We start from the raw sequence: 21,072 nt of genomic DNA on the forward strand, positions 1-21,072 counted from the left end.
CGGTCCGTGCCGGTGGAGATAGCGCGCGCCATCGCGCGGGCGGAGACGGGCTCGCCGGGCTCGAACGCCTCGTCCTGCCGGGCGTACCCCAGGTACGGAATCACGGTGACGACGTCGTCGCGCCGGCCTCGCGGGCGGCGTCCTGCAGCTGGAGGAGTTCGACGTGGGCGTCGCTGGAGACCGTGGAGGCGACCACGACGGCGCGGCCGTCGACGGGCGGCACGCGGACGATGCGCTCGCCGTCGGGGAACGACTCGTACTCGACGCGCGCGAGGTCGTCGCCGACTTCCGCCGCGAGCGCCGCGGCGAGCTGCTGGGTCGCGGACCCGCTGAGTATCATACCCGACGCGAGGCCTGCCGGCGGCTTACGCGTTTCCCTCGGCGACGACCGCGAGCGCGGACGCCGCCCGCAGGCCGAGGCTGCGGTGCCGGAACCCGTCGCCGGCGTCCGCCGCGAGCGTGCCGTCGGCGGTGAGCACGAGGACGGCGTCGGTGGCGTACGCGACGTCCGCGACCGTACCGTCGACCGGGAGGTCGCGGGCGTGCCACGCGTCGGCGTCCTCGCCGCGCGCGTGCTCGTAGAGGGTCTCGGCGGTGGCGGCGTGCGCGCGCCCGAGTTCGCCCGCCTCGGCGGTCACGGGGTCGCTCGTGGCGACGGCGAAGTCGCCGTCGGCGGCGTGCATCCAGCCCGCGCCCAGCCGGTAGAGGCCGTCCGGAGTCGCCGCGAGCGGGACGCCCGCGGCCGCGACGTCGTTCGCGTCGTCCAGCCCGACCGCGGAGAGGCCGTCGTCCGCGAGGCGGTGGACGCCGTCCGCGGCGGCGACGAGGTCCGCGTCGAGGGCGCGCACGTCGTCGACTTCGCCCACAGTGGTCCACTCCCCGTCGTAGCGCGCGAGCCGGCCGTCCTCGCCGGCCGCGAGCACGTCGCCGTCGTAGGCGGTGACCGCGACCGCGGGCCCGAACCCGGTCGCCGCGAAGCCGTCGTCGTCACCGAGGAGCACCTCGTCCGTGGTGGCGGCCGCGATACCGCGCGGGGTCGCCGCCACGTCGCGGGCCGTGCAGCGCTCGACGAGGCTGAACTCCCCGACTGTGTCCTGCGAGACGCGCGCGACGGCGACGCCGAGGTCGGCGGCGACGTACGCGTCGACGGTCTCGGACTGGTCGGTGTAGACGCGCTTCTCGCGGATGGTCGGCATACGTGAAGGCGTCTCGCGGGCCGGCGTTAGCGTTGCGGTTGCGCCCCCGACCGCGAAACGTCTTTGTCGTGGCGGCCGTAGGCGGGGGCATGCGACGGCGGGCGGTGCTCGCGGCGGTGGCCGCGCTGGCGGCCGGCAGCGGCTGTCTACAGGTGGTCGGCGACGGCCCGGTGGAGGTGCGGGTGCGGCGCGCCACCGAGGCGGCCGGCACGCACTGCACGCTCTCGGCGTCGTTCGTCGACGCCCACCCCGCGCTCGGGCGCGTGCTGACGTCCGCGAAGACCGCCCCTGAGGGCGAGTGGGTGGTCGCGGACGTCGACCGGCAGACGGGGGAGGACCTCGCCGCTGCCCTCCGCGACCGCTGTCCCCGGGTCGACGCCGTCTACCACTACGAGGGCGGCGAGTACCGGGTCCGCGTGACCGACGCGGACGGCGACAGGGTGACGCCGAACGGTTCGGCCAGTTCGGAAGCGATTAGGCGCGGGCCGCCCGAGGAACGCCCATGAAAGTGTTCGGGTCCAGCGGCACCCGGGGCGTCGCGAACGAGGAGCTCACCCCCGGGTTCGTGCAGGGGGTCGCGAAGGCCGCGGGGTCGGTGTGGCGGGCCGACCGCGTGGCGGTCGCGCGGGACACGCGGACGACCGGGCGGATGCTCGTGAACGCCGCGGCCAGCGGCCTCCAGAGCGTCGGCGCCGACGTCGACCGGCTGGGCGTCGTGCCGACGCCGGGCCTGCAGGCGTACGCCGAGCGCGAAGGGATTCCCGCGGTGATGGTGACCGCGAGCCACAACCCCGCGGAGTACAACGGCGTCAAGCTCGTCGGGGCGGACGGCGTCGAGCTCCCGGTCGACGAGCTGGAGCGCATCGAGCGGAAGTTCCTCACCGAGCAGTTCGACGAGGTGGCGTGGGACGAGGTCGGCGCGGACGTCGACGTCGAGAGCGCGCGCCGCGAGTACGTCGAACAGCTCCTCGCGGCGGTCGACCGGGAGGCCATCGCGGACGCGAACCTCACGGTCGCGCTCGACCCCGGCCACGGCGCGGGCGCGCTCACCAGCCCCGAGTTCTACCGCCGCCTCGGCTGCAAGGTGGTCACCGTCAACGGCCAGCCGGACGGCCACTTCCCCGGCCGGGACCCCGAGCCCGTCGCGGAGAACCTCGGCGACCTCGGCGGCCTCGTGCGCGCGACGGACGCCGACGTCGGCATCGCGCACGACGGCGACGCCGACCGCGCCATCTTCTTCGACGAGCACGGCGAGTACGTGGAGGGCGACGCGACGCTGGCGGCGCTCGCGGAAGCCGAACTCGACGAGAGCGACACCACGGTTTCGGCGGTGAACGTCAGCCAGCGCCTCGTGGACGTCTGCGACCGCACGGGCGCGGACCTCGAACTCACGCCCATCGGGAGCACCCAGATCATGACCCGCATCCGCCAGCTGGAGTCCGAGGGCGAGACGGTGCCGGTCGCCGGCGAGGGCAACGGCGGGGTCATCTTCCCCGGCTACCGGATGACCCGGGACGGCGCGTACACGGGCGCGCGCTTCCTCGAACTGCTCGCGGACGGCGCCGCCAGCGAGGTCGTCGCGCCGTACAGCGACTACCACAACGTCCGCGTCAACGTCGGCTACGACGGCGACGCCGAGCGCGAGGCGCTGCTCGGCGCCGCCGAAGACCGTGCGCTGGACGCCGACGCGGAGCGGACGACCATCGACGGCTACCGCCTCGACTACGGGGACGCGTGGGTGCTCGCGCGGCCCTCCGGGACGGAGCCGGTCGTCCGCATCTACGCGGAGGCCACCAGCGAGGACCGCGCGCAGTCGCTGGCCGACGAGTTCGCGGCCGCGCTCCGCGCCGCGAAAGCCGGCGTCTAGAGGCGTTCGAGGGCGTCCCGGAGCTCCCGCTCGGCCGCGCGGGCGGCGTCGAGGTCGGCCTCGACGCCCGCCTCGATGCGTTCCTTCTCGGATTCGGTGAGTTCGTGTTCGGCGACCGCGGCGGTCCGCAGCCGCTCGTAGTCGTCGTCGCGCACCCGCCGCCGGACGGCGTGGAGCGCCGCGAGCACGTCCTCGTCGGCGAACCGCGCGACGACGGAGACGAGCTCGTCCAGCCGGTGCCGGAGCTCGTCCGCGGGCGCCGGCGGCCACCCCACGGTGAGCGGCTCGGCGTCCAGCCGGTCGAGGTACGTGCGGTTGCCGCCGACCGCGCGCTTCAACGCCGTCGGCTCGTCGACGTAGTGGTCGAGCTTCGACGGCGAGTACTCCGCGTACTCCAGCAGCTGCGGGAGCGGCTCGGTGCCGGCCTCGCGGTCCGCGACGAACGCCGCGAGGTCCTCGGGCACGGGGTCGAAGCCCACGAGCGGGTACGACTGCGCGGTCTCCACGAAGTCGAGCACGTCGCGAGCGGGCGCGTTGTCGCGGAACTCTCGGAACGCCGCGCGGACGCGCTCGTCGTACGTCTCGACCGGCTCGCGGAGCGTCTCCACGGGCGCGTCGAGGTCCGCGTCCCCGAGTCGCCGGAGGCGCTCCAGCCGTTCGACCTCGTCGGCGTACTCGTCGGCGCGCTCCGCGACCCGCTGGCGGGTCTGCACGTACTCGTCGCGGGCGTCCTCGAAGTCGTCCAGCCGGCCCACGAGGTCGCGGGCGTCAGCGAGCCGGTCGCGGGCCTCCGCGAAGTCGCCCTCGGAGAGCCGCTTCTTCTTGAACAGGTCCAGCAGGGACTCGAACGCCTCCCGCTCCGGGAGGTCGTCGTCGAGGTCCTCGACGTACGCCACGAGCTCGTCCTGGAACTCGATGTACGACTGGAAGTCCCCCGTCCCCGTGGCGTCGGCCTCGTACCGGTCGAACAGCCGCTCGAGGCCGTCGAGCGCGTCCTGCAGGGCTCGCAGCCGGGACTCGCCGACGTCCTCGACCGCGGCGCGAGCGTCCTCGCGGGCCTCCCGCGCCGCTTCGAGCTCCGCGACGAGGCCGGACGGGTCGGTGGTACGGGCGGCCTGCGCGTCGGGCATTACGTGGACGGTGGGCGCTCGCGCTGATAGGCTTTCTGTGCGACGCAGGACGGTCTTGGTAGAGACGAATTCCATCTGCGTCGATACTTCCTCGAAAGCCCCGAGGCTGTAGACTCGGTGCGCTCGCTGCGCTCCTCGACCTTCGGCCTGCGGTGCTTGCGTCGCGCGCCTTCGTCTACAGCCTCGCCCCTTTCAGTCCGCCCAATTGCCGGCTAACCAACCGGTCTGGGTGGGACTGAAAGGGGCGGCGGGCTACGGGAAGCACGACGATACAAGCACGCGAGCGTAGCGAGCGCGCGCAGCGAGTCGCGCGACCGTAGCCCGCCGGGGCTTTCGAGGTCAACGAAAAGGTAGCAGAGAGAGCGAACGAAGAAACGGAGTCAGTACACGTCGTCGGGGTCGAAGACCTGTTCGCCGACGACTTCGCCGTCGAGGGTGCGGTGGAAGCAGGAGTGGTAGCCGGTGTGGCACGCGCCACCGGACTGACGCACCCGGTACAGGAGCGCGTCGCCGTCGCAGTCGACGCGCACGTCCTCGATTTCCTGCGTGTGGCCGCTGGTGGCGCCCTTCTCCCAGAGCTCCTCGCGGGAGCGCGAGTAGTAGTGCGCGCGGCCGGTCTCGACGGTCTTCTCGACGGCCTCGCGGTCGGCGTACGCGAGCATCACGACTTCCTCGGTCTCGACGTCCTGGGCGACGACGGCGACGAGGCCGTCGTCGCCGAAGTCGAGGTCGACTGCGAACTCCATACGGGAGCGAGGGGGGCCGGCGGGTTAGCGGTTACGTCCGCGTCACGCGGGCACGAGGCCGACGGCGTCCATCGCCCAGAAGAGGAGGTCGCCGAACGTGAGCGCGAGCAGGAGGCCGACGAACAGCGGGACGATGAACGGGACGCCCGGGGTCACCCAGACGTCGTCGCGGTCGACGACGAGGTCGAGGCCCTCGCGGAGTGCGGCGGGCGTGGTGCCGTACGCGGAGCTGTCGATGTCCTCGAGGAACGCGGCCGCGCCCCACGGGTCGCCGCTGCCGTCCGTGACGACCGCGCCGCCCGTCGGGTCGTTTGGGTCGTCGGGAAGCGTCTCCGGGTCGCGGAGGTCGGGGTTCTCGCGGAGGTCCGCGAGCGCGAGGCCGCGCCACCGGAGGTACATGCGGAGCGCGTCGAGGTCGAGGCCGTCCCGGGTGAAGCCGTCGCTGGTCTCGAGGAGGCTGCCGTGGGTGTCCGGGAGCGCCGCGACGGGGACGCGGCGGCCGACGAACATCACGACCGAGAACTCGCCGACGAGGGCGTTCCGCGCGCCGAGCGCGAGCGGGTACGCCAGCCCCAGCAGGACGGTGTTCGTGAGAATCGTCAGCGAGAACACGCCGAGGTTGGTGTCGACGAGCGGCAGCGAGTACCCGAGCAGCTCGTAGGCGGGGTACGTCGGGTACAACACGGCGAGGGTCATGAACGCGCGGGCGTCGGCGCCGCCGAACCCGCCGACGTACCAGAACGCGTACGCGAGCGGCACGACGAAGAGGAGGCTGAACGCCACGCGGACCGCGAACGGCTGGAACGCGTACGGCGTCCCGAGCGCGGCGTACCCCTCCCAGACGACGAGGACGGCGCCCAGCAGGACCAGCGGCCGCCAGAGGCCGTTCGGGACGCGGCGCGTCCGCACGTCCCGGACCGCCGCCCACCCGAGCGCGGGCACGACGAGCAACCGCAGGAGGTCGGGTATCGAGGCGTCCACTACCGGGTGTCGGGAACGCCGCCGGCTTAGGTGTTGTCCCTCGGTCCGGGGGACGGCGCCGCGACTGCGCGGGTAGAGAGGGAGAAACCGCGGTCCTCAGTGGGGCCGCGGCGCGCGAAAAATCGGGTCGCCAGCGACCGCGTCGCCGCTTAGATGACGCGGTTCTGGAGGTAGTCGAGGTGCTTGGCGTTGTAGACGATCTTGACCTCGTCGGCCGCCGGGGAGCCGATGCAGGTCAGGCGGACGTTCTTCTCTTCGACTTCCTCGTCGGAGAGAATCTGCTGCATGTCCATGTCGATGTCGCCCTCCTTCACGATGGAGGCGCAGTTCGCACACGCGCCGGCGCGGCACGAGAACGGCCAGTCGTAGCCCTGCGCCTCGGCGGCCTCGAGGATGTACTCGCCTTCGGCGACCTCGAGCGTGCCGTAGTCCTCCTCGTCGAGGCCGGCGTCGGCGGCCTTCTCGAAGAGGTCGTCGTCGTCCATGTCCCAGCCCTGGTCGTCCAGCGTCTCGTAGTTCAGGTATTCAACCGTCGGCATCGTCCGAGTGGTTCGCAGTCCGCAGTCATAGTAGTTATTGTTCGCTTCGCGCCGCGGGAACGGGCGTCACGGCCGCCTCCAGCGATGAATCCGGGGGTTCGACGGCGACGGGACGCTTTTAGGGGCGCCGGCCGCAGGAGTCGGTATGGCGTTCGACTCCTTCGAGGTCGTACCGGCGGTGGACATGCAGGACGGCGAGGTCGTCCAGCTCGTGCAGGGCGAACGAGGCACCGAGAAGCGCTACGGCGACCCAGTGGAGGCCGCCCAGCGGTGGGTGTCGGCGGGCGCGCGCACGCTCCACCTCGTCGACCTCGACGGCGCCTTCGAGGGCGAGCGCGGGAACGCGGACGCCGTCGAGCGCATCCTCGACGCGACCAGCGTGGACGTCCAGGTGGGCGGCGGCATCCGCAGCGTCGCGGACGCGACCGAGCTCTTAGAGCGCGGCGTCGACCGCGTCATCCTCGGCACCGCCGCCGTCGAGGACCCCGAAATCGTCGGCGAGATCAGCGCCGAGCACCCGGGCAGCGTGATGGTGAGTCTCGACGCGAAGGACGGCGAGGTCGTCGTCGAGGGGTGGACAGAAGGAACAGGTCTGGACCCCGCGGAGGCCGCCCAGCGGTACGCGGACCTCGGCGCCGGCTCGATCCTGTTCACGAACGTCGACGTCGAAGGCCAGCAGGACGGCGTCGAGACCGAGCCCGTCCGCCGACTCGCGGACAGCGTCGACGTCCCGGTCGTCGCGAGCGGCGGCGTCGCCGACATCGACGACGTGCTCGCGCTCCGCGACGCGGGCGCCGCCGCCGTCGTCGTCGGTACCGCCCTCTACGAGGGGAACTTCACCCTCGAAGAAGCCAAAGACGCCCTGTAGTCGCCGCTTCTGCGACCGACTGCGCGCCGTACCAGACTACCCCACCGGTAGCGGGCGGACCGAAAGGGGCCGACCGGTCGCGTCGTGGTGCGCGACCCCTATCCGCGATACGGATATGTCGCGCAGCCGGCGCGAGCGGGAGGGGGCTTTCGAGGAAGCGTCGTCACGACCGGAGGAATGGCGGTCGAGGCAGAGTCTGGCTAGCAGGCGGAACGGCCTTGTAGGCGGGCGTCCACACCCCGTACATGACAGACCGGACGGCCGCCGTGAGCAGGGAGACGGCGGAGACGGACGTGGACGTGACGCTGGACGTGGACGGGGACGGCGACAGCACCGTGGACACGGGCATCGGCTTCTTCGACCACATGCTGGCGTCGTTCGCGAAGCACGGGCTGTTCGACCTGACGGTGCGCTGCGACGGCGACCTCGAGGTCGACGACCACCACACGATCGAGGACGTGGGCATCGCCGTCGGGGCGGCCTTCGAGGAGGCGCTCGGGGAGAAGCGCGGCATCGAGCGGTTCGCGGACCGCCGCGTCCCGCTCGACGAGGCGGTGGCGAGCGTCGTCGTCGACGTCTCCGGACGGCCGCTGTACGAGTTCGAGGGGGAATTCAGTCAGCCGTACGTCGGCGAGTTCACGTCGACGATGGCGGGGCACTTCTTCCGGTCGCTGGCGATGAACGCGGAGCTGACCCTGCACTGCGACGTGGAGGGGGAGAACGCCCACCACGAGATCGAAGCGCTGTTCAAGGGCGTCGCGCGGGCGCTCGACGACGCGACGCGGGTCGACGAGCGGCGCTCCGGGACGCCGTCGACGAAGGGCGAACTCTAGGTCGTCCGCAGGCCGTCCGGGGACTCCTCGACGTCGCCGTTCTCGACGGCGGCCTCGAGGGCGTCGTCGAACTCGCGGCCGCCGAGGTCGTAGGCGTTCGTCGCGAGCGCGCGCAGGTCGTCGCGGGGCATCGCGCCGTCGCGGTTCTGGAGCAGGCGAATCACCTGCCCGTAGCCCGGCGGCCGGCGCTCCTGTCCATCGCCGCCTGCGGCCTCGTCGTCTTGCTCGTCGCCCGTCTCCCCTGCGTCCTCGGGTTCCGGCGCGTCCGCGGCCCCGGATTCGATGACGACGCCGTCCTCGTCCGCCGCGGGCGCGGCGTCGGCGTCCACAGTCGCGGGTTCGGGACTGTCCGGTTCGGATTCGCCGTCGGCTCGCTCGGCGGCCTTCAGTAAGGGGTCGACGACCGACTGGAGGGTCGTCCGGCAGTCCGCGCAGAGCGCGAGGCGTCGGGAGTCCCCCGCGACGGAAGCGGGCACAACCTCGTAGACGCCGTCGGCGGCGTCGCCACAGAAGTCACACGCGTCGAGTTGGCGCATACGCGAGTGGAGGCGGCGGGGGAGCAAAAGTCCTGCCGAGCGGCGCGCACCCACACCGTTTTGCCCGCCCGCCGCCTGCGTCGTCGTATGTTCGAGGACATCATGCAGAAGTTCGCCGGGAGCCCCGGCCAGCAGGCCGTCATCCGGCTGCTGCTGGAGCGGGGGTTCTCCGTGAACGACGACGGCCGCGTGGTCTCGGGCGACATCGAGATCCCGTACACGCAGGTCGCCGACGCCGCGGGCGTCGACCGCCGCGTGGTGGACTCGACGACGGAGGCCATCCTCGAGGACGACGAGCTGCGGCGCATCTTCCAGAACATCAGCCAGATTCCGAGCCTGATGGACCTCGCGCCCGTCCTCGACCTGACCGTCGTCACCGTCGAAGTGCAGGACGCCGACGAGCCCGGCATCGTCGCGGCGGTCACGGGGCTGCTCGCCGAGCACGGCATCAGCATCCGCCAGACCATCAGCGAGGACCCCGAGTTCACGGACGAGCCGCGGCTCTACCTCGTGACCGACGAGGACCTCCCGGGCGAGGTGGTGACCGAGCTGATGAACGAGCCGTTCGTGCGCTCCGTGGAGCTCTCCTAGTCGTCGCCGACGACGCTCGCGACGACGAACAGGTAGCCGATGGTGGTGAGCGCGTAGTTCACCGTGAGGAGGACGATGGCGTTCTCGAAGTCCTGCGCGAACGCGGAGACGGTGGTGGCGATGGCGGCCGCGACGATGATGGAGAAGCCCAGCGACAGCAGCAGCATCTCGCGGCGCTCGGTCTGGAGGTAGGCGTTCGCGGCTATCGCCACCATCGCCAGCCCGGACAGCGAGAGGGCGATGCTGAACAGGACGTAGATGAGTTCCAGCGACGTCAGCGCGGCCATCTACGTTTGGGTTGCGCGAGCGCACGCATAATCCTTTGGGAGCGCGGCGCTGTCCCCGTGCTTCGGGCGGCACGCGGTCGTTCGTCGCCCGGCAGACGCGGGCCGGGACCGCAAACGGGAACGTGCTCGCTCCCCGAGCAGTGGACGTGACTGACGCGTACCGGACGGCCGCCGGCCGCGGCGAGGCCGACTTCGAGGTGCAGGGCTCGGAGTTCCTCGGCTACGCGGCGCCCGCGCCAACCGTCGCGGACGCGGAGGCGTTCGCGGAGTGCGTCGCGGGCGAGCACGCCGACGCCACGCACAACGTGCCCGCGTACCGGGTGCGCGTGGAGTCCGGAGGCCCCGGAGACGGGTACATGCTCCGCGAGTACCAGTCCGACGACGGCGAGCCGACCGGCTCCGCGGGCAAGCCCGCGCTGAACGTCCTCCAGCAGCGGGACGTCGAGAACGCGGTCGTGGTCGTGACCCGCTACTACGGCGGCACGAACCTTGGCGTCGGCGGGCTGGCGCGGGCGTACTCGCGGGCCGCGAAGGAGGCCATCGACGCCGCGGGCGTCGTCGAGCAGCGCCCGCAGGAACGGTTCACCGTCACCGTGGCGTACGACGACTCGGGCACCGTGCGGGGGATTCTGGAGAGCGCGGACTGCGAGTTCGACGCCGACTACGCGGAGCGAGTGAGCTTCGACGTGACCGTCGCCAGCGAGGACGCCGACGACCTCCGCGAGCGCGTCCAGAGCGCGACCAGCGGCCGGGCGGCCGTCGAGTAGAGCCAAACGCCTATGCGCGCGCCGAGAGTGCCCTCCGGCATGGAACGCGTCGAGGCCAGCGACTACGCCGAGTTCTCGCAGCTCTCGCACCCCGCGGTGTCGCCGGACGGCGACCGCGTCGCGTACGTCCAGCGCACCCCCGTTTCCGAGACCGACTACGAGGCGACCGTCCACGTCGCCCCGACCGACGGCGGCGACCCGCAGCGCTTCACCGTCGCGGAGGGCGTCGACGCAGAGCCGACGTGGAGCCCCTCCGGCGACCGCATCGCGTTCGTCTCCACGAGAGGCGCGAGCGACGACCGCCCCCAGTTGTGGGTCCTCCCCGTCGACGGCGGCGAAGCCGAACAGGTGACGGACGTCGTGGGCGGCGTCTCGGGCATCGAGTGGGACCCCGAGGGCGAGCGCATCGCCTTCCTGCAGTCCGTGCGCCCGGCGGAAGTCGAGGAAGGCTACGACCTCGCGGTCGACGAGGCGTACGAGCGCGAGGACCCCGACCCGCGGGTCGTCGACCGCCACGTCTACCGCTCAAACGAGTCGTACGCGGACGGCGCGCGCTCGCACGTCTACGCCGTCGACGTCGAATCCGGGGACGTCGAGCGCGTCACGAGCGGCGAGGTCGACTGCCTGCGGCCGGCGTGGGGCGACGACCTCTACTACCCGATTCGGTACGGCAGCGACGACGACCTCCGGTGGGAGATAGAGGCCTACGACCCCGCTGACGGCGAGGCGAAGACCGTCACCGTCGTCGAGGGCTGGGGGCCGACGCTGGCCGTGGACTCGTCGCGGCCCCACGACCGCATCGCGTACACGACGACCCCCGAGGACGACCCAACGCTCGCCCAGACCGAGGTCGAAGTGTTCACGCGCGAGGTCGGCGACGTGACCCACCCCACGGCGGACCTCGACCGCGACCTCGAGCTGTGGAACGCGAGCCACGCCCCCGAGTGGGGACCGGAGGGCGACTACCTCTACGTCTGCACGCCCGACGAGGGCGGCTACGTGCTCCGCCGCCTCGACCCGGAGACGGGCGCGGGCGAGGTCGTGCTCGGCGGCGACCGCCACGTCCACGGGTTCTCCGTGTCGCGTGACGCGGTCGGCGTCGTGCAGTCCGAGTGGGACCACCCCGGGGACGTGGTGGCGGCGACCCCGGGCGGCGCCGAGGAAGTGCAGCTGACGCGCGTGAACGCCGACTACCTCGACGGGCGCGCCGTCCGCGAGCCCGAGGAAGTCCGCTTCGAGTCCGACGGCGTCGAGATTCAGGGGTGGGTGTTGACGCCGCCGGACGTCGACCCGGACGAGGCGTACCCCCTCGCGGTCGAAGTCCACGGCGGCCCCCACCGGATGTGGACGACGTCGGGGTCGATGTGGCACGAGTTCCAGACGCTGGCGGCGCGCGGCTACGTCGTCTTCTGGTGTAATCCGCGGGGCTCGACGGGCTACGGCGAGGAGTTCATGCAGGCAATCGAGCGCGACTGGGGCGACGTGACCGCTCAAGACGTGCTGGCGGGCGCCCGCGAGGTCGCCGACCGCGAGTACGTCGACGAGGACGACGCGTTCGTCGCGGGCGGGAGCTTCGGCGGGTACGCGACCGCGTGGCTGGTCGGCCACACGGACTTCTTCGCGGGCGCGGTCGCCCAGCGCGGCGTCTACGACCTCACGGGCTTTTTCGGCTCCACGGACGCCTACAAGCTCGTCGAGGGCGACTTCCGCGCGGTGCCGTGGGACGACGCCGAGTTCCTCTGGGAGCAGTCCCCCGCGGCGTACGTCGAACACGTCGACACGCCGACGCTGCTCGTGCACGCCGAGCGGGACTACCGCACGCCCGCGAACACCGCGGAGCTGTTCTACCGCTCGCTGAAGCGACACGACGTGGACACGCGGCTCGTGCGCTACCCCCGCGAGGGCCACGAGCTCTCGCGGTCGGGCGAGCCCGGCCACGTCGTCGACCGCGTCGAGCGCATCGTCCGGTGGTTCGACGGCTACTCGGCCCACCGCGACGCCGACCGCGCGCTCGACCGCCCGCGGAACGACGGGCTCACCGCTGGCGAGGACGAGGAGTAGCCGGCTCGGGACGGCTATAGAGGCGTTCGGGGGTCGGCTTCGGGAGCGCCCGGGACGCCGCGGAACCCGGTGACTGCGGGGCGGTCGGGAGGTGAAACGGAGGGGTCGCGGTCAGTCGACGATGATGTCGGTGTCGCTGTCGGCGTCGTCGATGACGGCCTGCCCGGAGTCGTCGTCCTCCTCCGGGCGCATCTCGTCGTCGTAGCGGTCGATCCAGTTGGCGAAACACTCCGGGCAGAGTCGCTGGCTGTCGATCTGCGAGCGGTCGACCGTCACGCGGACGGTCCGCGAGAGCGGGTCCGCGACCGACTCCCCGCACCAGTCACACGGCTCCGTGTCCTCGCTCATGGCCACCACCAGAACGGGCGGCGCCTTATACGTGCGGGTCCGTCAGGTCGTCCGGAACGCGCGGTCGCCGGCGTCGCCGAGGCCGGGGACGATGAAGCCGTCGTCGTCGAGGTGGTCGTCGATGGCGACCGTCAGCAGGTCCGCCTCGGGGAACTGCTCGCCGACGCGGAGCAGGCCGTCGGGCGCGCTCACCGCCGACAGCACGAAGAGGTCCTCGACGTCGTCGGGCGCCTCCGCGGTCACGTGGTCGAGCACCGTACACATCGTCGACCCCGTGGCGAGCATCGGGTCCGCGACGATGACGGTGTCCTCGGGCGTGATCTCGGGGAGTTTCACGTAGTCGATGGTGATGGGGAACTCGCCGGCGTCGTTCATCCCCGCGTCCTCGTCGCGGCCCGCGCTGATGACGCCCTGCTTGGCGCGCGGGAACGCCTTCAGCAGCCCCTCGACGAACGGCGTCGCCGCGCGCAGGACGTTGATGATGACGACGTCGTCGAGGCCCTTCACGCGCTCGCCCGTCGTCTCCGTCAGCGGCGTCTCGATGGCGACGAACTCCGTCTCCATCGCGCCGTCGATGATCTCGTACCCGCAGATGCGGCCGAGCTTCACGAGGCCCTTCCGGAACTCCACCTGCTCGGTCTCGACGTCGCGGAGCCGCGAGAGGGTGTCTTTCGCCAGCGCGTGCGTGAGCACGTTCGCGTCGCCGCGGTCCTCGATGGGCATACGTAACGAGGGAGCACGAGCCCGCTTAAAACCCGCTATCGCGCGGCGTGTGCCGTGCGAACGCGACGCGGCAAGATGTTTATTGGCGCGCGTCATAGGTGTGCCAACGATGGAGGAGAGCGTCGCCGGGTTCAAAGAGCGCGGCACGTGGGGCGACGTCGTCGAACACGGGGAGCGCATCACGCAGGCGCTCCGCGAGGCCGACGCCCACGAACGGTACCCGGACGCGTTCGCGGAGTGGAACGAGTGGCGACCGAAGTCCCACGAGCGCATCGAGGAGGAGGTCAGCGAGAAGACCGCCGACCAGGCGAGCGTCGGCGAGAGCGAGGGCGAGAAGGCCGGCCGCTCCCCGGACGAGGAGCTCCAGAGCGCGGGCGAACGCCTCACCGAGTCCTACGAGGAACTCGAGGACGGGGAGGCCGACACCGCCGTCGAGAAGTGGCAGGACTCGCTGGGCCACGTCAAGCGCGCGGCCGACACCGCCAGCCGGCGCGCGCTCCGCAAGGTCGAGAACGTCGTCTACCAGCGCGTGATGACCCAGGTCGCGCCGTACTACTTCGACAACGACCTCGTCTCCGCGAACATCCAGCGCGTGCGCAGCCAGGAGGAGTTCGTCTTCGAGGTGAACGTCAACGACGACGACGTCAAAGACGACGTCCGCGACCACCTCGAGTCCTTCGAGGACATCGACCGCTGGCACGTCGACACCGAGCGCGAGACCGGGACCGCGGAGGCCGTCGAGGGCGTCGAGCCGCCCGAGCAGAACGAGGAGGACGCGGAGACGACGTCGACGACGAACTGACGGCAGGCCGCGCGGCGGTCGGTAGTCTCTTAGGTGGCCCGCACCGAGAACGGGCGTAATGGCAGGAGCCGGACTCGCGGTTCTCGTCGTCGCCGCTGTAGCGAGCCTGTTCATGGCGTGGGCCATCGGCGCCGGCTCCTCGGGGTCGACGCCGTTCGCGCCCGCGGTCGGCGCCAACGCGATCACCGTGATGCGCGCGGGCTTCGTCGTCGGCATCCTCGGGTTCGCGGGCGCGGTCTTCCAGGGTGCGAACGTCTCCGAGGCGGTCGGCAGCGAGCTGCTCGTCGGCGCCACGCTCTCGCCGCTGGCCGCGACGACCGCGCTCATCATCGCCGCGACGCTGGTCGCTATCGGCGTGTTCACCGGCTACCCGATAGCGACCGCGTTCACGGTGACGGGCGCGGTCGTCGGCACCGGGCTGGCGATGGGCGCCGGCCCCGCGTGGGCGAAGTACCAGCAGGTCGCGACGCTGTGGGTGCTCGTGCCGTTCGTCGGCGGCGGCATCGCGTACGCGACCGCTCGCGGCCTCCGCTCCATCGACCGCGACACCGAGACGGTGCCCGTGCTCGGCGGCGTCGTCGGCGTCATCCTCGCGAACATCCAGTTCGTCTTCCTCGGCCCGCCGGGGGCGAGCCAGTCGCTCGCCCGCGCGGCCGCGGTCAGCGCCGGCCAGTACGAACTCGGCGTCCGCGTCGGCGTCACGCTGCTGGCGGCGCTCGTCGTCGCGGGCGCGCTCTACTACGACCTCCGCGGGGACCCCGAGCGCGGCCAGCGCCACTTCCTGCTCGCGCTCGGCGGCCTCGTCGCGTTCTCCGCGGGCGGCAGCCAGGTCGGCCTCGCGGTCGGCCCGCTGCTCCCGCTGCTCGGCGGCGACGTCCCGCTCACGTACGTGCTCGTCGGCGGCGGCATCGGCCTGCTCGTCGGGTCGTGGACGGGCGCCCCGCGCATGATCAAGGCCATCAGTCAGGACTACTCCTCGCTCGGGCCGCGGCGCTCGATCGCCGCGCTCATCCCGAGTTTCGCCATCGCCCAGACCGCCGTCTTCTTCGGCATCCCCGTCTCGTTCAACGAGATCATCGTGAGCGCCATCGTCGGCTCCGGCTACGCCGCCTCCACCGGCGGCGGCGTCAGCAAGCGCAAGATGCTGTTCACGGCGTTCGCGTGGGTGGCGTCGCTCGCGCTCGCGCTCGGCGTCGGCTACGGCGGCTTCCTCGCCGTGGACGCGGTGCTGTAGCAGGAGCGTGCGCGCAGAGCGAGACGCCGAGCAGTCGGGACGCACGGGGAGTTCACGCCACAGTCGTCCGCAATTAGATACTTGTCCGGAGAGTTCCACGTCGAACTGATGGCACAAAACGGAGTGGTTCTGCGGCTCAACCTCGTCATCTGGCTGCTGTCCGTGCTCGTAGCAGTGGAGGTCTGGCCGGTGTTGCGAACGGGCCGCGGCATCGTCGTCATCGCGGTCGTGACGCTGGCCGTCGCCCTCTACTGGGCGCTGTACAGGATCGATTGACAGTCGGCAGCCACGCAGAAACGAGCGCGGCGGACTACGTCTCCTCGACGGTCTCGTCCTCGAGGGATTCGAGGTCGCGGTCCTCGGCTTCCTCCTCGGGGAGGCGGCGGACGCGCGCCTTCATGATGCGGGTGTTCTCGACGCGCTCGGCGGTGAGCGCGACGTTCTCGAAGCGGAACGTCTCGTCCTCCTCGACGAGCCGGCCCGCGCGGTTGAAGATGAACCCGGCGATGGTCTCGAACTCCTCGCCCTCCGGGAGGTCGATGTCGAGGGCGTCGTTGACCTCCTCGATGTTCACCTCGCCGCGCACGCGCACCGTGTCGTCGTCGACGAAGTTGATGGGGAGCTCCTCCTCGCCCTCCAGTATCTCGCCGACAATCTCCTCGGTGATGTCCTCGGCGGTCAGCAGGCCCTCAGTGGTGCCGAACTCGTCGATGACGATGACGAGCTGGACGCGCTCGTCCTGCATCTCCCGGAGCAGGTCGTCGACGTTCTTCGACTCGGGGACGTGCAGCGTCGGCTCGATGAGGTCCTCGAGCTCGAGGTCCTCGCTCTCCCCGTAGAGGTACTCCCGGACGAGGTCCTCGAGGCTGACGACGCCGATGACGTTGTCGAGCTCGCCCTCGTAGACGGGGATGCGCTCGTGGCCGGCCTGCGTGCACGTCTGAATCGCCTCCTCGATGGTGGCCTCCGTGGAGACGGCGTTCATGTCCAGCCGCGGCGTCATCACCTCCTTCGCGATGGTGTTGTTGAACCGGAAGATGCGCTGGAGCATCTCCCGCTCGTCCTCCTCGATGACGCCCTCGCGCTCCCCGGTCTTGATCATGTCCTGGATCTCGGAGCGCGTGACGTAGCTGGTCTCGATGGCGGCGCGGCCGCCCGTGACCTGGTTCACGACCCGGGTGAGGTAGTCGAAGAGGACGACCAGCGGGTACAGCAGCCGCTCGGACCACTTCAGGGGGCCGGCGATGGTGAGCGCCCACGACTCGGAGTTCTCGACGGCGTAGGACTTCGGCGCGCTCTCCCCGAACAGCAGGACGAGCGCGGTGACGCCGAACGTCGCCGCGACGACGGCCTGCCCCTGCGAGAGGTAGAACCCGAACAGCGCGGTGCCGATGGAGGACATCGCGATGTTCACGAGGTTGTTGCCGACGAGAATCGTGATGAGCAGCCGGTGGGGGTCGTCTTTCAGGGCGGCGACGGTGTTCGCGCCGGGCTTGCCCTCCTCCTGGAGCGCGTCGATGCGGTGGCTCGCCAGCGAGAACATCGCGAGCTCGGAGGACGAGAAGAACGCGGACAGCGCCATCAGGACGACCATCGCGAGGACGCCAGCCGCGACGATGACGTCCTGCGTGAGCTCGACCCCGAACAGTAACACTGCGAGCGGGAGCGACGATGTACCCATTCCACGCTCCCTTTTCAGCGCGCGGGTTAAGAGTTTACCCACTACACCCGCGGGGACCGCCGGGGGCGAAGCGTTTACCCGGGTTTCGGGCGAACGGCCGCACATGAGCGCGCGAACCGCACCGCCGCGACCCGAGCACAGCGACGCCCACGTCACGCTGTACCGCCTGCAGGCGTGCCCGTACTGCGAGCGCGTCGTCCGGAAACTGGACGAACTCGGCATCGACTACCACTCCCGGTTCATCGAGCCGATGCACGGCGAACGCGACGCCGTCAAGCGCATCGTCGGCGCGCGCACAGTGCCCGCCATCGTCGACGACGAGACCGGCGTGGCGATGGCCGAGAGCGCGAACATCGTCGAGTACCTCGAAGCCACCTACGGGGGTGAGGCCTGATGGAGCTGGACTTCGAGGTCGTCGACCTCCCCGAGGCCGACCACGTCGCGGAGGGCGAGGACGCCCCGGACTTCACGCGCCCGCTCGTGAACGACGAGTACTGGGAGGACGTCGCGCTCTCGGACCTCCTCGCCGACGGCCCCGTCCTGCTGGTGTTCACGCCGATGGACGGCGCGTTCCCGACGACGTACATCTGGAACGAGCTCCGCGACCGCGGCGTCGCGGAGTACGGCGTACAGGTCGCTGGCGTCTCCGTCTCGTCGCCGTACGAGCACAAGACCACCGTCGAGGACCGCGGCATCGAAGCGTTCGCGGGCCTGTTCAGCGACCCGCAGAACGGCGTCGCCGAGCGGTACGGCGTCAGCCACGACCTCGACGGGATGGCCGGCGTCAGCGAGGCCCGGCCCGCGGTGTTCCTCGTCGCCGCCGACGGCACCGTCGAGTACGCGTGGGCGGCCGAGGAGTGGCCGGACTTCCCGGACTACGACGCCGTCGAGGCCGCGCTCGCGGAGCTGTAACGGGAACTGAGAACGCCCCCCGAAAACATTTTGTCTGCGAACGGGAAGGCGGGGACGTGACGGACTCGAACGCGGTCCACCCGCTGTCGTTCCTCGTGGTCCTCGCGGTCAGCGCGGTGCTCGGCCTGTTCGTCGCCGGAGCCCTCGGCGCCGTCGTCCTCACGGTCCTCGGGCTCGCGGTGTACGCGGCGACCGTCGACGACGTCGACGCCGGCGACGAGTGACGGCCTCCCCCGCAGTGCGACCTGTAACGCTTTTTCCCGGCGGGCGCCTCCGCCCGCACATGGTCACGGAGGACGCACTCGACGCGGCCGCCGACGCCGCCCGCGGCGGCGGCCTCGTCGTCTACCCGACCGAAACCGTCTACGGCCTCGGCGCGGACGCCCTCGACCCGGACGCGGTCGGGGCGGTCTTCGACGCGAAGCGCCGGGACCGCGAGAAGCCGCTGTCGTTCGCGTTCCCGGACGCCGACGCCGCCAGCGAGCACGTCTACTGGACCGACACCGAGCGCGCGTTCGCCGAGGAGTTCCTCCCCGGCCCCGTCACGCTCGTCTGCGAGAAGCGCGACAGCGTCCCGGACGCGCTCACGGGCGGCCGGGACCGCGTGGGCGTCCGCGTCCCCGACCACGAGGTCGCGCTCGCGCTGCTCGACCGCGTGGCGCCGCTCACGGCGACGAGCGCGAACGTCTCCGGCGAGCCGAGCGTCACGGACCCCGCGGACCTCGACGCCGAGTTCCGGGCGCGGGTCGACGCCGTACTGGACGCCGGGGAGACACCGGGCGGGACGGGGAGCACCGTCGTCGACGTCGAACGGAACGAGATTCTCCGCGAGGGCGCGGTCGGCGACGCCGTCCGCGAGTGGCTGGCCGCGCGCGCCTGACTCAGCCGTCGCCGAACGACAGCAGCGAGCCGAGGGTGCGCGTCTTCGCCCCGCACTCGTCGCTGTACTCGCAGGCGCCGCACTTCGCGTCGTCGTGGAGCCGCGGCGGCGGGCCGTCGAGCGCTCGGACCGCGCGGAGCGCGCGCCGGTAGGCGGCCTTCCGGCGGGTCGTCAGGTCGAGTTCGCGGACGACGCCGTGGCGAGCGTACTCGACGTACGCGCGCTCGACGGCCCGTTCTTCCCGCCACGCGAGCGCCTTCGCGGCGGCGACCGCGCGCACGGACTGGGGCTCCCACACCCCGCTTCGGGTGGGCGCCCGGGCGTGACCACCGACACCTCCAGCGGGCCCGTGTGAACTTTCCCCACGCGGCCGTGTGCGTCCTTCCCGCGGAGGAATACGGCCGTCTCGGCGGGGTCGGCGACGCGGGGGTGGCGGTCGAGGCTGGCGCGGAGGTTCGACCGGAACTCGGGGGGTTCGACCGCGAGGTCGTAGGTCGCCAGCGCGGCCGCCGAGGCGACCGCGAGCGCGTCGTACTGGCCGGCGAGCGCGCGAGCGGCGTCGTGCTCCGGGGGCGGGCTGCGGTCGTCGCGGCGCGCGTAGTAGAGCTGGCGCGGGCAGTAGGCGGCGCGCGCGAGGTCGCTGAACGCGACCCGGTTCGAGTCGGACACGGCACGCGGTGGTCCCGTCCCCGCACTTGAACGTTCGCTACCGCGAGAGCCACCAGTCCTCGACGCCCTCGGCGACCCCGAGGAGGTGAGCCTGCCCGAACAGGCCGACGACGAGCGCGCCCACCGAGTTGTACATGAAGTCCTTGACGGTGTCGTCGAGGCCGTGCTGGGCGAGCGGCATCGTCAGCCCGGTCTCCCGGGCGGCGACGTCGAGGCCGAACTCGAACAGCTCCCAGACGACGCCGAACGAGAGCACGACGACGAAGAGGTAGACGAACGCGACGCGGTTCGGAATCGTGATGTCCTCGTGGTGGAGGTCGATGGCGCGGGCGACCGTGTAGCCGGCGCCGGCGACCAGCGACGCCGACAGCGCGTGGGTCACGTGGTCCCACCACGGGATGTGGACGTACAGCCCCGAGGAGCCGAGCACGTGGAGGAAGACGGCGGCGGTGAGCCAGAGCGCGAGCCACGGGTCCAGCGGGAGGTCATAGCGGCGCTCCAGCACGGCGGGGAGGAACGTGATGAGCAGCGTTATCGAGCCGTTCACGACGGCCTTCGAGTTCCCGCGGGCGAACCCGTAGACGACGAGGCCCGCGAGGACGACCTGCATGGCGCGCGTGATGGCGCGCTGGGTGGCGGGCGCGGGCCGCGGCAGCCGCGTCATACCGGCACCACCCGGGCGAGCGCGCGGCGGAGCCAGCGGTCACGCCGCCGGAAGTACGCGTCGAAGAGCACGCCCGCGGCGAACCCCGCGAGGGTCACCCAGACGAACTCCATCATCAGCGCGTGGTTGTCGCTGAGGAACGACGTGCCGAAGTACTGGTCGAAGTTCCACCGGACGATGGCCCACGCGGCCCCGGACGCGAGCGTGGTCATCACGACGAGCACGACGGCGAACCAGTGGGTGACCTCCAGCGCGGTGAACAGGTGGAGTTCCACGACGACGATGAGCGCGAGCGCGGCGAGCGCGAAGTAGACGGCGAACGTGCCGACGGTGCCGCCGAACAGCCCGCGCACGAGAATCGGGAGCAGCGCGAGCACGAGCAGCTCCCACGGGAGCATCACCCGCCACTCGCGGAACGCGGCCGGCGGCACGAGCACGATGGCGCCGACGGCGGCGACGAACACCATCCACTGGGGGTCGGAGTCGACGACGCTGTCCGCGAACACGAGCGCGAGGACGGCGACGAGCAGCCACGCGATGACGGCGTTCGTCCAGCTGTCCCGAAACAGCCGCTCGAGCACGTCCTCGGCGTACTCCGCGGCGAGACCGTCGTCGGCGGAAGAACCGTCGCTCATTCGTTCTGGTCGACGGACGAAACCGGCTTAAAACCGCCGACAGCCATCGGTCCGCGGCTCAGATGTCGATGTCCGTCTCCTGACCCTCGGTGGCGCCGTCGAGGCCGTCCTCGTGGACGGAG

At 71.4% G+C, this 21,072-nt stretch carries 26 protein-coding genes and 2 pseudogenes; 14 read left to right on the plus strand and 14 right to left on the minus strand.

The window, feature by feature from the left end; all coding sequences use genetic code 11:
* Window positions 1–340, minus strand: a pseudogene (locus tag GJ634_RS07435) (ribose-phosphate pyrophosphokinase-like domain-containing protein); the annotation flags it as partial.
* Between the two features lie 25 nt (window positions 341–365).
* Window positions 366–1,196: a hypothetical protein gene (locus tag GJ634_RS07440; RefSeq protein ID WP_157501743.1), complete on the minus strand. Its 831-nt coding sequence runs from the start codon at window positions 1,194–1,196 to the stop codon at window positions 366–368.
* 89 nt (window positions 1,197–1,285) lie between these two features.
* On the opposite strand from GJ634_RS07440, the gene GJ634_RS07445 reads away from it, so the two are divergent.
* Window positions 1,286–1,702 (plus strand): hypothetical protein, encoded by a 417-nt coding sequence (locus GJ634_RS07445; protein ID WP_157501745.1) that lies wholly within the window; start codon window positions 1,286–1,288, stop codon window positions 1,700–1,702.
* Window positions 1,699–3,063 carry a phosphoglucosamine mutase gene (gene glmM / locus GJ634_RS07450; protein WP_157501748.1) on the plus strand — a complete coding sequence of 455 codons (1,365 nt, stop codon included), beginning with the start codon at window positions 1,699–1,701 and terminating at the stop codon, window positions 3,061–3,063. The genes GJ634_RS07445 and glmM overlap by 4 nt, the downstream gene beginning before the upstream one ends.
* Here the strand turns inward: glmM and GJ634_RS07455 are convergent.
* The 4 genes from GJ634_RS07455 to fer2 all read right to left on the minus strand — a co-directional run bounded on the left by GJ634_RS07455 (window position 3,060) and on the right by fer2 (window position 6,459).
* A complete protein-coding gene (locus GJ634_RS07455; protein ID WP_157501750.1) occupies window positions 3,060–4,193 on the minus strand; it encodes a hypothetical protein in 1,134 nt (377 codons plus the stop codon). The two genes, glmM and GJ634_RS07455, sit on opposite strands and share 4 nt — an antisense overlap.
* Window positions 4,194–4,573: 380 nt before the next feature.
* On the minus strand, window positions 4,574–4,939 hold the full coding sequence (gene hisI / locus GJ634_RS07460; RefSeq protein WP_157501753.1) for a phosphoribosyl-AMP cyclohydrolase: 366 nt from the start codon (window positions 4,937–4,939) through the stop codon (window positions 4,574–4,576).
* Window positions 4,940–4,981: 42 nt separating this feature from the next.
* Window positions 4,982–5,920, minus strand: coding sequence for an A24 family peptidase C-terminal domain-containing protein (locus GJ634_RS07465; RefSeq protein ID WP_331714049.1), 939 nt, complete (start codon window positions 5,918–5,920; stop codon window positions 4,982–4,984).
* 149 nt (window positions 5,921–6,069) lie between these two features.
* The gene (fer2, locus tag GJ634_RS07470) at window positions 6,070–6,459 is read right to left on the minus strand and encodes a ferredoxin Fer2 (RefSeq protein WP_157501755.1); all 390 of its coding nucleotides are present in this window, start codon (window positions 6,457–6,459) and stop codon (window positions 6,070–6,072) included.
* A 145-nt stretch (window positions 6,460–6,604) separates the two neighbouring features.
* Between fer2 and hisA the strand changes: the two genes are divergently transcribed.
* Together hisA and hisB are read left to right on the plus strand one after the other, a co-directional pair.
* On the plus strand, window positions 6,605–7,327 hold the full coding sequence (hisA, locus tag GJ634_RS07475; protein WP_157501757.1) for a 1-(5-phosphoribosyl)-5-[(5-phosphoribosylamino)methylideneamino]imidazole-4-carboxamide isomerase: 723 nt from the start codon (window positions 6,605–6,607) through the stop codon (window positions 7,325–7,327).
* A 245-nt stretch (window positions 7,328–7,572) separates the two neighbouring features.
* The gene (gene hisB / locus GJ634_RS07480; RefSeq protein WP_157501759.1) at window positions 7,573–8,160 is read left to right on the plus strand and encodes an imidazoleglycerol-phosphate dehydratase HisB; all 588 of its coding nucleotides are present in this window, start codon (window positions 7,573–7,575) and stop codon (window positions 8,158–8,160) included.
* Here the strand turns inward: hisB and GJ634_RS07485 are convergent.
* Window positions 8,157–8,696: a hypothetical protein gene (locus tag GJ634_RS07485; protein ID WP_157501761.1), complete on the minus strand. Its 540-nt coding sequence runs from the start codon at window positions 8,694–8,696 to the stop codon at window positions 8,157–8,159. The two genes, hisB and GJ634_RS07485, sit on opposite strands and share 4 nt — an antisense overlap.
* Before the next feature lie 87 nt (window positions 8,697–8,783).
* Here GJ634_RS07485 and GJ634_RS07490 point away from each other — a divergent pair, with 87 nt between their 5' ends.
* Window positions 8,784–9,287, plus strand: a complete 504-nt coding sequence (locus GJ634_RS07490) for an ACT domain-containing protein (protein ID WP_157501763.1) — start codon at window positions 8,784–8,786, stop codon at window positions 9,285–9,287.
* Here GJ634_RS07490 and GJ634_RS07495 read toward each other — a convergent pair.
* A complete protein-coding gene (locus GJ634_RS07495) occupies window positions 9,284–9,574 on the minus strand; it encodes a hypothetical protein (protein WP_197425442.1) in 291 nt (96 codons plus the stop codon). The genes GJ634_RS07490 and GJ634_RS07495 overlap by 4 nt on opposite strands.
* Window positions 9,575–9,720: 146 nt before the next feature.
* Between GJ634_RS07495 and GJ634_RS07500 the strand changes: the two genes are divergently transcribed.
* A complete protein-coding gene (locus GJ634_RS07500; RefSeq protein ID WP_331714050.1) occupies window positions 9,721–10,341 on the plus strand; it encodes a YigZ family protein in 621 nt (206 codons plus the stop codon).
* Between the two features lie 39 nt (window positions 10,342–10,380).
* Entirely contained in the window at window positions 10,381–12,402 is a 2,022-nt protein-coding gene (locus GJ634_RS07505) for a S9 family peptidase (RefSeq protein ID WP_157501767.1), read from the plus strand.
* 111 nt (window positions 12,403–12,513) lie between these two features.
* Here the strand turns inward: GJ634_RS07505 and GJ634_RS07510 are convergent, their stop codons facing one another.
* Window positions 12,514–12,756, minus strand: coding sequence for a hypothetical protein (locus tag GJ634_RS07510; protein WP_394350881.1), 243 nt, complete (start codon window positions 12,754–12,756; stop codon window positions 12,514–12,516).
* A 36-nt stretch (window positions 12,757–12,792) separates the two neighbouring features.
* Window positions 12,793–13,473 carry a uracil phosphoribosyltransferase gene (gene upp / locus GJ634_RS07515; protein WP_157501771.1) on the minus strand — a complete coding sequence of 227 codons (681 nt, stop codon included), beginning with the start codon at window positions 13,471–13,473 and terminating at the stop codon, window positions 12,793–12,795.
* Window positions 13,474–13,582: 109 nt separating this feature from the next.
* On the opposite strand from upp, the gene GJ634_RS07520 reads away from it, so the two are divergent.
* From GJ634_RS07520 to GJ634_RS07530, 3 genes are all read left to right on the plus strand, one after another.
* Window positions 13,583–14,275, plus strand: a complete 693-nt coding sequence (locus GJ634_RS07520) for a DUF5828 family protein (RefSeq protein WP_157501773.1) — start codon at window positions 13,583–13,585, stop codon at window positions 14,273–14,275.
* Window positions 14,276–14,333: 58 nt separating this feature from the next.
* Complete coding sequence (locus GJ634_RS07525) at window positions 14,334–15,509, plus strand: inorganic phosphate transporter (protein WP_157501775.1); 1,176 nt, start codon at window positions 14,334–14,336, stop codon at window positions 15,507–15,509.
* A gap of 108 nt (window positions 15,510–15,617) precedes the next feature.
* Window positions 15,618–15,785, plus strand: a complete 168-nt coding sequence (locus GJ634_RS07530; RefSeq protein WP_157501777.1) for a hypothetical protein — start codon at window positions 15,618–15,620, stop codon at window positions 15,783–15,785.
* A 34-nt stretch (window positions 15,786–15,819) separates the two neighbouring features.
* Here GJ634_RS07530 and GJ634_RS07535 read toward each other — a convergent pair whose 3' ends face one another.
* Complete coding sequence (locus GJ634_RS07535; RefSeq protein WP_157501780.1) at window positions 15,820–17,190, minus strand: hemolysin family protein; 1,371 nt, start codon at window positions 17,188–17,190, stop codon at window positions 15,820–15,822.
* A 103-nt stretch (window positions 17,191–17,293) separates the two neighbouring features.
* Here GJ634_RS07535 and GJ634_RS07540 point away from each other — a divergent pair, with 103 nt between their 5' ends.
* The 4 genes from GJ634_RS07540 to GJ634_RS07555 are packed head-to-tail and all read left to right on the plus strand — an operon-like array spanning window position 17,294 to window position 18,982.
* On the plus strand, window positions 17,294–17,584 hold the full coding sequence (locus tag GJ634_RS07540; protein ID WP_157501782.1) for a glutaredoxin: 291 nt from the start codon (window positions 17,294–17,296) through the stop codon (window positions 17,582–17,584).
* Window positions 17,584–18,102 (plus strand): redoxin domain-containing protein, encoded by a 519-nt coding sequence (locus GJ634_RS07545; RefSeq protein WP_157501784.1) that lies wholly within the window; start codon window positions 17,584–17,586, stop codon window positions 18,100–18,102. The genes GJ634_RS07540 and GJ634_RS07545 overlap by 1 nt, the downstream gene beginning before the upstream one ends.
* 56 nt (window positions 18,103–18,158) lie before the next feature.
* Window positions 18,159–18,326 carry a hypothetical protein gene (locus tag GJ634_RS07550; protein ID WP_157501786.1) on the plus strand — a complete coding sequence of 56 codons (168 nt, stop codon included), beginning with the start codon at window positions 18,159–18,161 and terminating at the stop codon, window positions 18,324–18,326.
* A 59-nt stretch (window positions 18,327–18,385) separates the two neighbouring features.
* On the plus strand, window positions 18,386–18,982 hold the full coding sequence (locus GJ634_RS07555; RefSeq protein ID WP_157501788.1) for an L-threonylcarbamoyladenylate synthase: 597 nt from the start codon (window positions 18,386–18,388) through the stop codon (window positions 18,980–18,982).
* 1 nt (window position 18,983) lies between these two features.
* Here GJ634_RS07555 and GJ634_RS07560 read toward each other — a convergent pair.
* From GJ634_RS07560 to GJ634_RS07570, 3 genes and pseudogenes are all read right to left on the minus strand, one after another.
* Window positions 18,984–19,651: pseudogene (locus GJ634_RS07560) on the minus strand (hypothetical protein).
* Between the two features lie 37 nt (window positions 19,652–19,688).
* A complete protein-coding gene (locus GJ634_RS07565; protein ID WP_157501790.1) occupies window positions 19,689–20,315 on the minus strand; it encodes a hypothetical protein in 627 nt (208 codons plus the stop codon).
* Window positions 20,312–20,950, minus strand: a complete 639-nt coding sequence (locus GJ634_RS07570; RefSeq protein WP_157501792.1) for a hypothetical protein — start codon at window positions 20,948–20,950, stop codon at window positions 20,312–20,314. Before GJ634_RS07570 ends, GJ634_RS07565 begins: the two co-directional genes overlap by 4 nt.
* Between the last annotated feature and the right edge of the window lie 122 nt (window positions 20,951–21,072).

This window comes from Halobacterium sp. CBA1126 (assembly GCF_009741975.1).
In the GTDB taxonomy this organism is placed as follows: domain Archaea; phylum Halobacteriota; class Halobacteria; order Halobacteriales; family Halobacteriaceae; genus Halobacterium.

Coding starts and splice junctions, on each gene's coding strand:
- GJ634_RS07440 (WP_157501743.1), bottom strand. CDS start 1,196: ATGCCGACCATCCGCGAGAAGCGCGTCTACACCGACCAGTCCGAGACC.
- GJ634_RS07445 (WP_157501745.1), top strand. CDS start 1,286: ATGCGACGGCGGGCGGTGCTCGCGGCGGTGGCCGCGCTGGCGGCCGGC.
- glmM (WP_157501748.1), top strand. CDS start 1,699: ATGAAAGTGTTCGGGTCCAGCGGCACCCGGGGCGTCGCGAACGAGGAG.
- GJ634_RS07455 (WP_157501750.1), bottom strand. CDS start 4,193: ATGCCCGACGCGCAGGCCGCCCGTACCACCGACCCGTCCGGCCTCGTC.
- hisI (WP_157501753.1), bottom strand. CDS start 4,939: ATGGAGTTCGCAGTCGACCTCGACTTCGGCGACGACGGCCTCGTCGCC.
- fer2 (WP_157501755.1), bottom strand. CDS start 6,459: ATGCCGACGGTTGAATACCTGAACTACGAGACGCTGGACGACCAGGGC.
- hisA (WP_157501757.1), top strand. CDS start 6,605: ATGGCGTTCGACTCCTTCGAGGTCGTACCGGCGGTGGACATGCAGGAC.
- hisB (WP_157501759.1), top strand. CDS start 7,573: ATGACAGACCGGACGGCCGCCGTGAGCAGGGAGACGGCGGAGACGGAC.
- GJ634_RS07485 (WP_157501761.1), bottom strand. CDS start 8,696: ATGCGCCAACTCGACGCGTGTGACTTCTGTGGCGACGCCGCCGACGGC.
- GJ634_RS07490 (WP_157501763.1), top strand. CDS start 8,784: ATGTTCGAGGACATCATGCAGAAGTTCGCCGGGAGCCCCGGCCAGCAG.
- GJ634_RS07495 (WP_197425442.1), bottom strand. CDS start 9,574: ATGGCCGCGCTGACGTCGCTGGAACTCATCTACGTCCTGTTCAGCATC.
- GJ634_RS07505 (WP_157501767.1), top strand. CDS start 10,381: ATGGAACGCGTCGAGGCCAGCGACTACGCCGAGTTCTCGCAGCTCTCG.
- upp (WP_157501771.1), bottom strand. CDS start 13,473: ATGCCCATCGAGGACCGCGGCGACGCGAACGTGCTCACGCACGCGCTG.
- GJ634_RS07520 (WP_157501773.1), top strand. CDS start 13,583: ATGGAGGAGAGCGTCGCCGGGTTCAAAGAGCGCGGCACGTGGGGCGAC.
- GJ634_RS07525 (WP_157501775.1), top strand. CDS start 14,334: ATGGCAGGAGCCGGACTCGCGGTTCTCGTCGTCGCCGCTGTAGCGAGC.
- GJ634_RS07530 (WP_157501777.1), top strand. CDS start 15,618: ATGGCACAAAACGGAGTGGTTCTGCGGCTCAACCTCGTCATCTGGCTG.
- GJ634_RS07535 (WP_157501780.1), bottom strand. CDS start 17,190: ATGGGTACATCGTCGCTCCCGCTCGCAGTGTTACTGTTCGGGGTCGAG.
- GJ634_RS07540 (WP_157501782.1), top strand. CDS start 17,294: ATGAGCGCGCGAACCGCACCGCCGCGACCCGAGCACAGCGACGCCCAC.
- GJ634_RS07545 (WP_157501784.1), top strand. CDS start 17,584: ATGGAGCTGGACTTCGAGGTCGTCGACCTCCCCGAGGCCGACCACGTC.
- GJ634_RS07555 (WP_157501788.1), top strand. CDS start 18,386: ATGGTCACGGAGGACGCACTCGACGCGGCCGCCGACGCCGCCCGCGGC.
- GJ634_RS07565 (WP_157501790.1), bottom strand. CDS start 20,315: ATGACGCGGCTGCCGCGGCCCGCGCCCGCCACCCAGCGCGCCATCACG.
- GJ634_RS07570 (WP_157501792.1), bottom strand. CDS start 20,950: ATGAGCGACGGTTCTTCCGCCGACGACGGTCTCGCCGCGGAGTACGCC.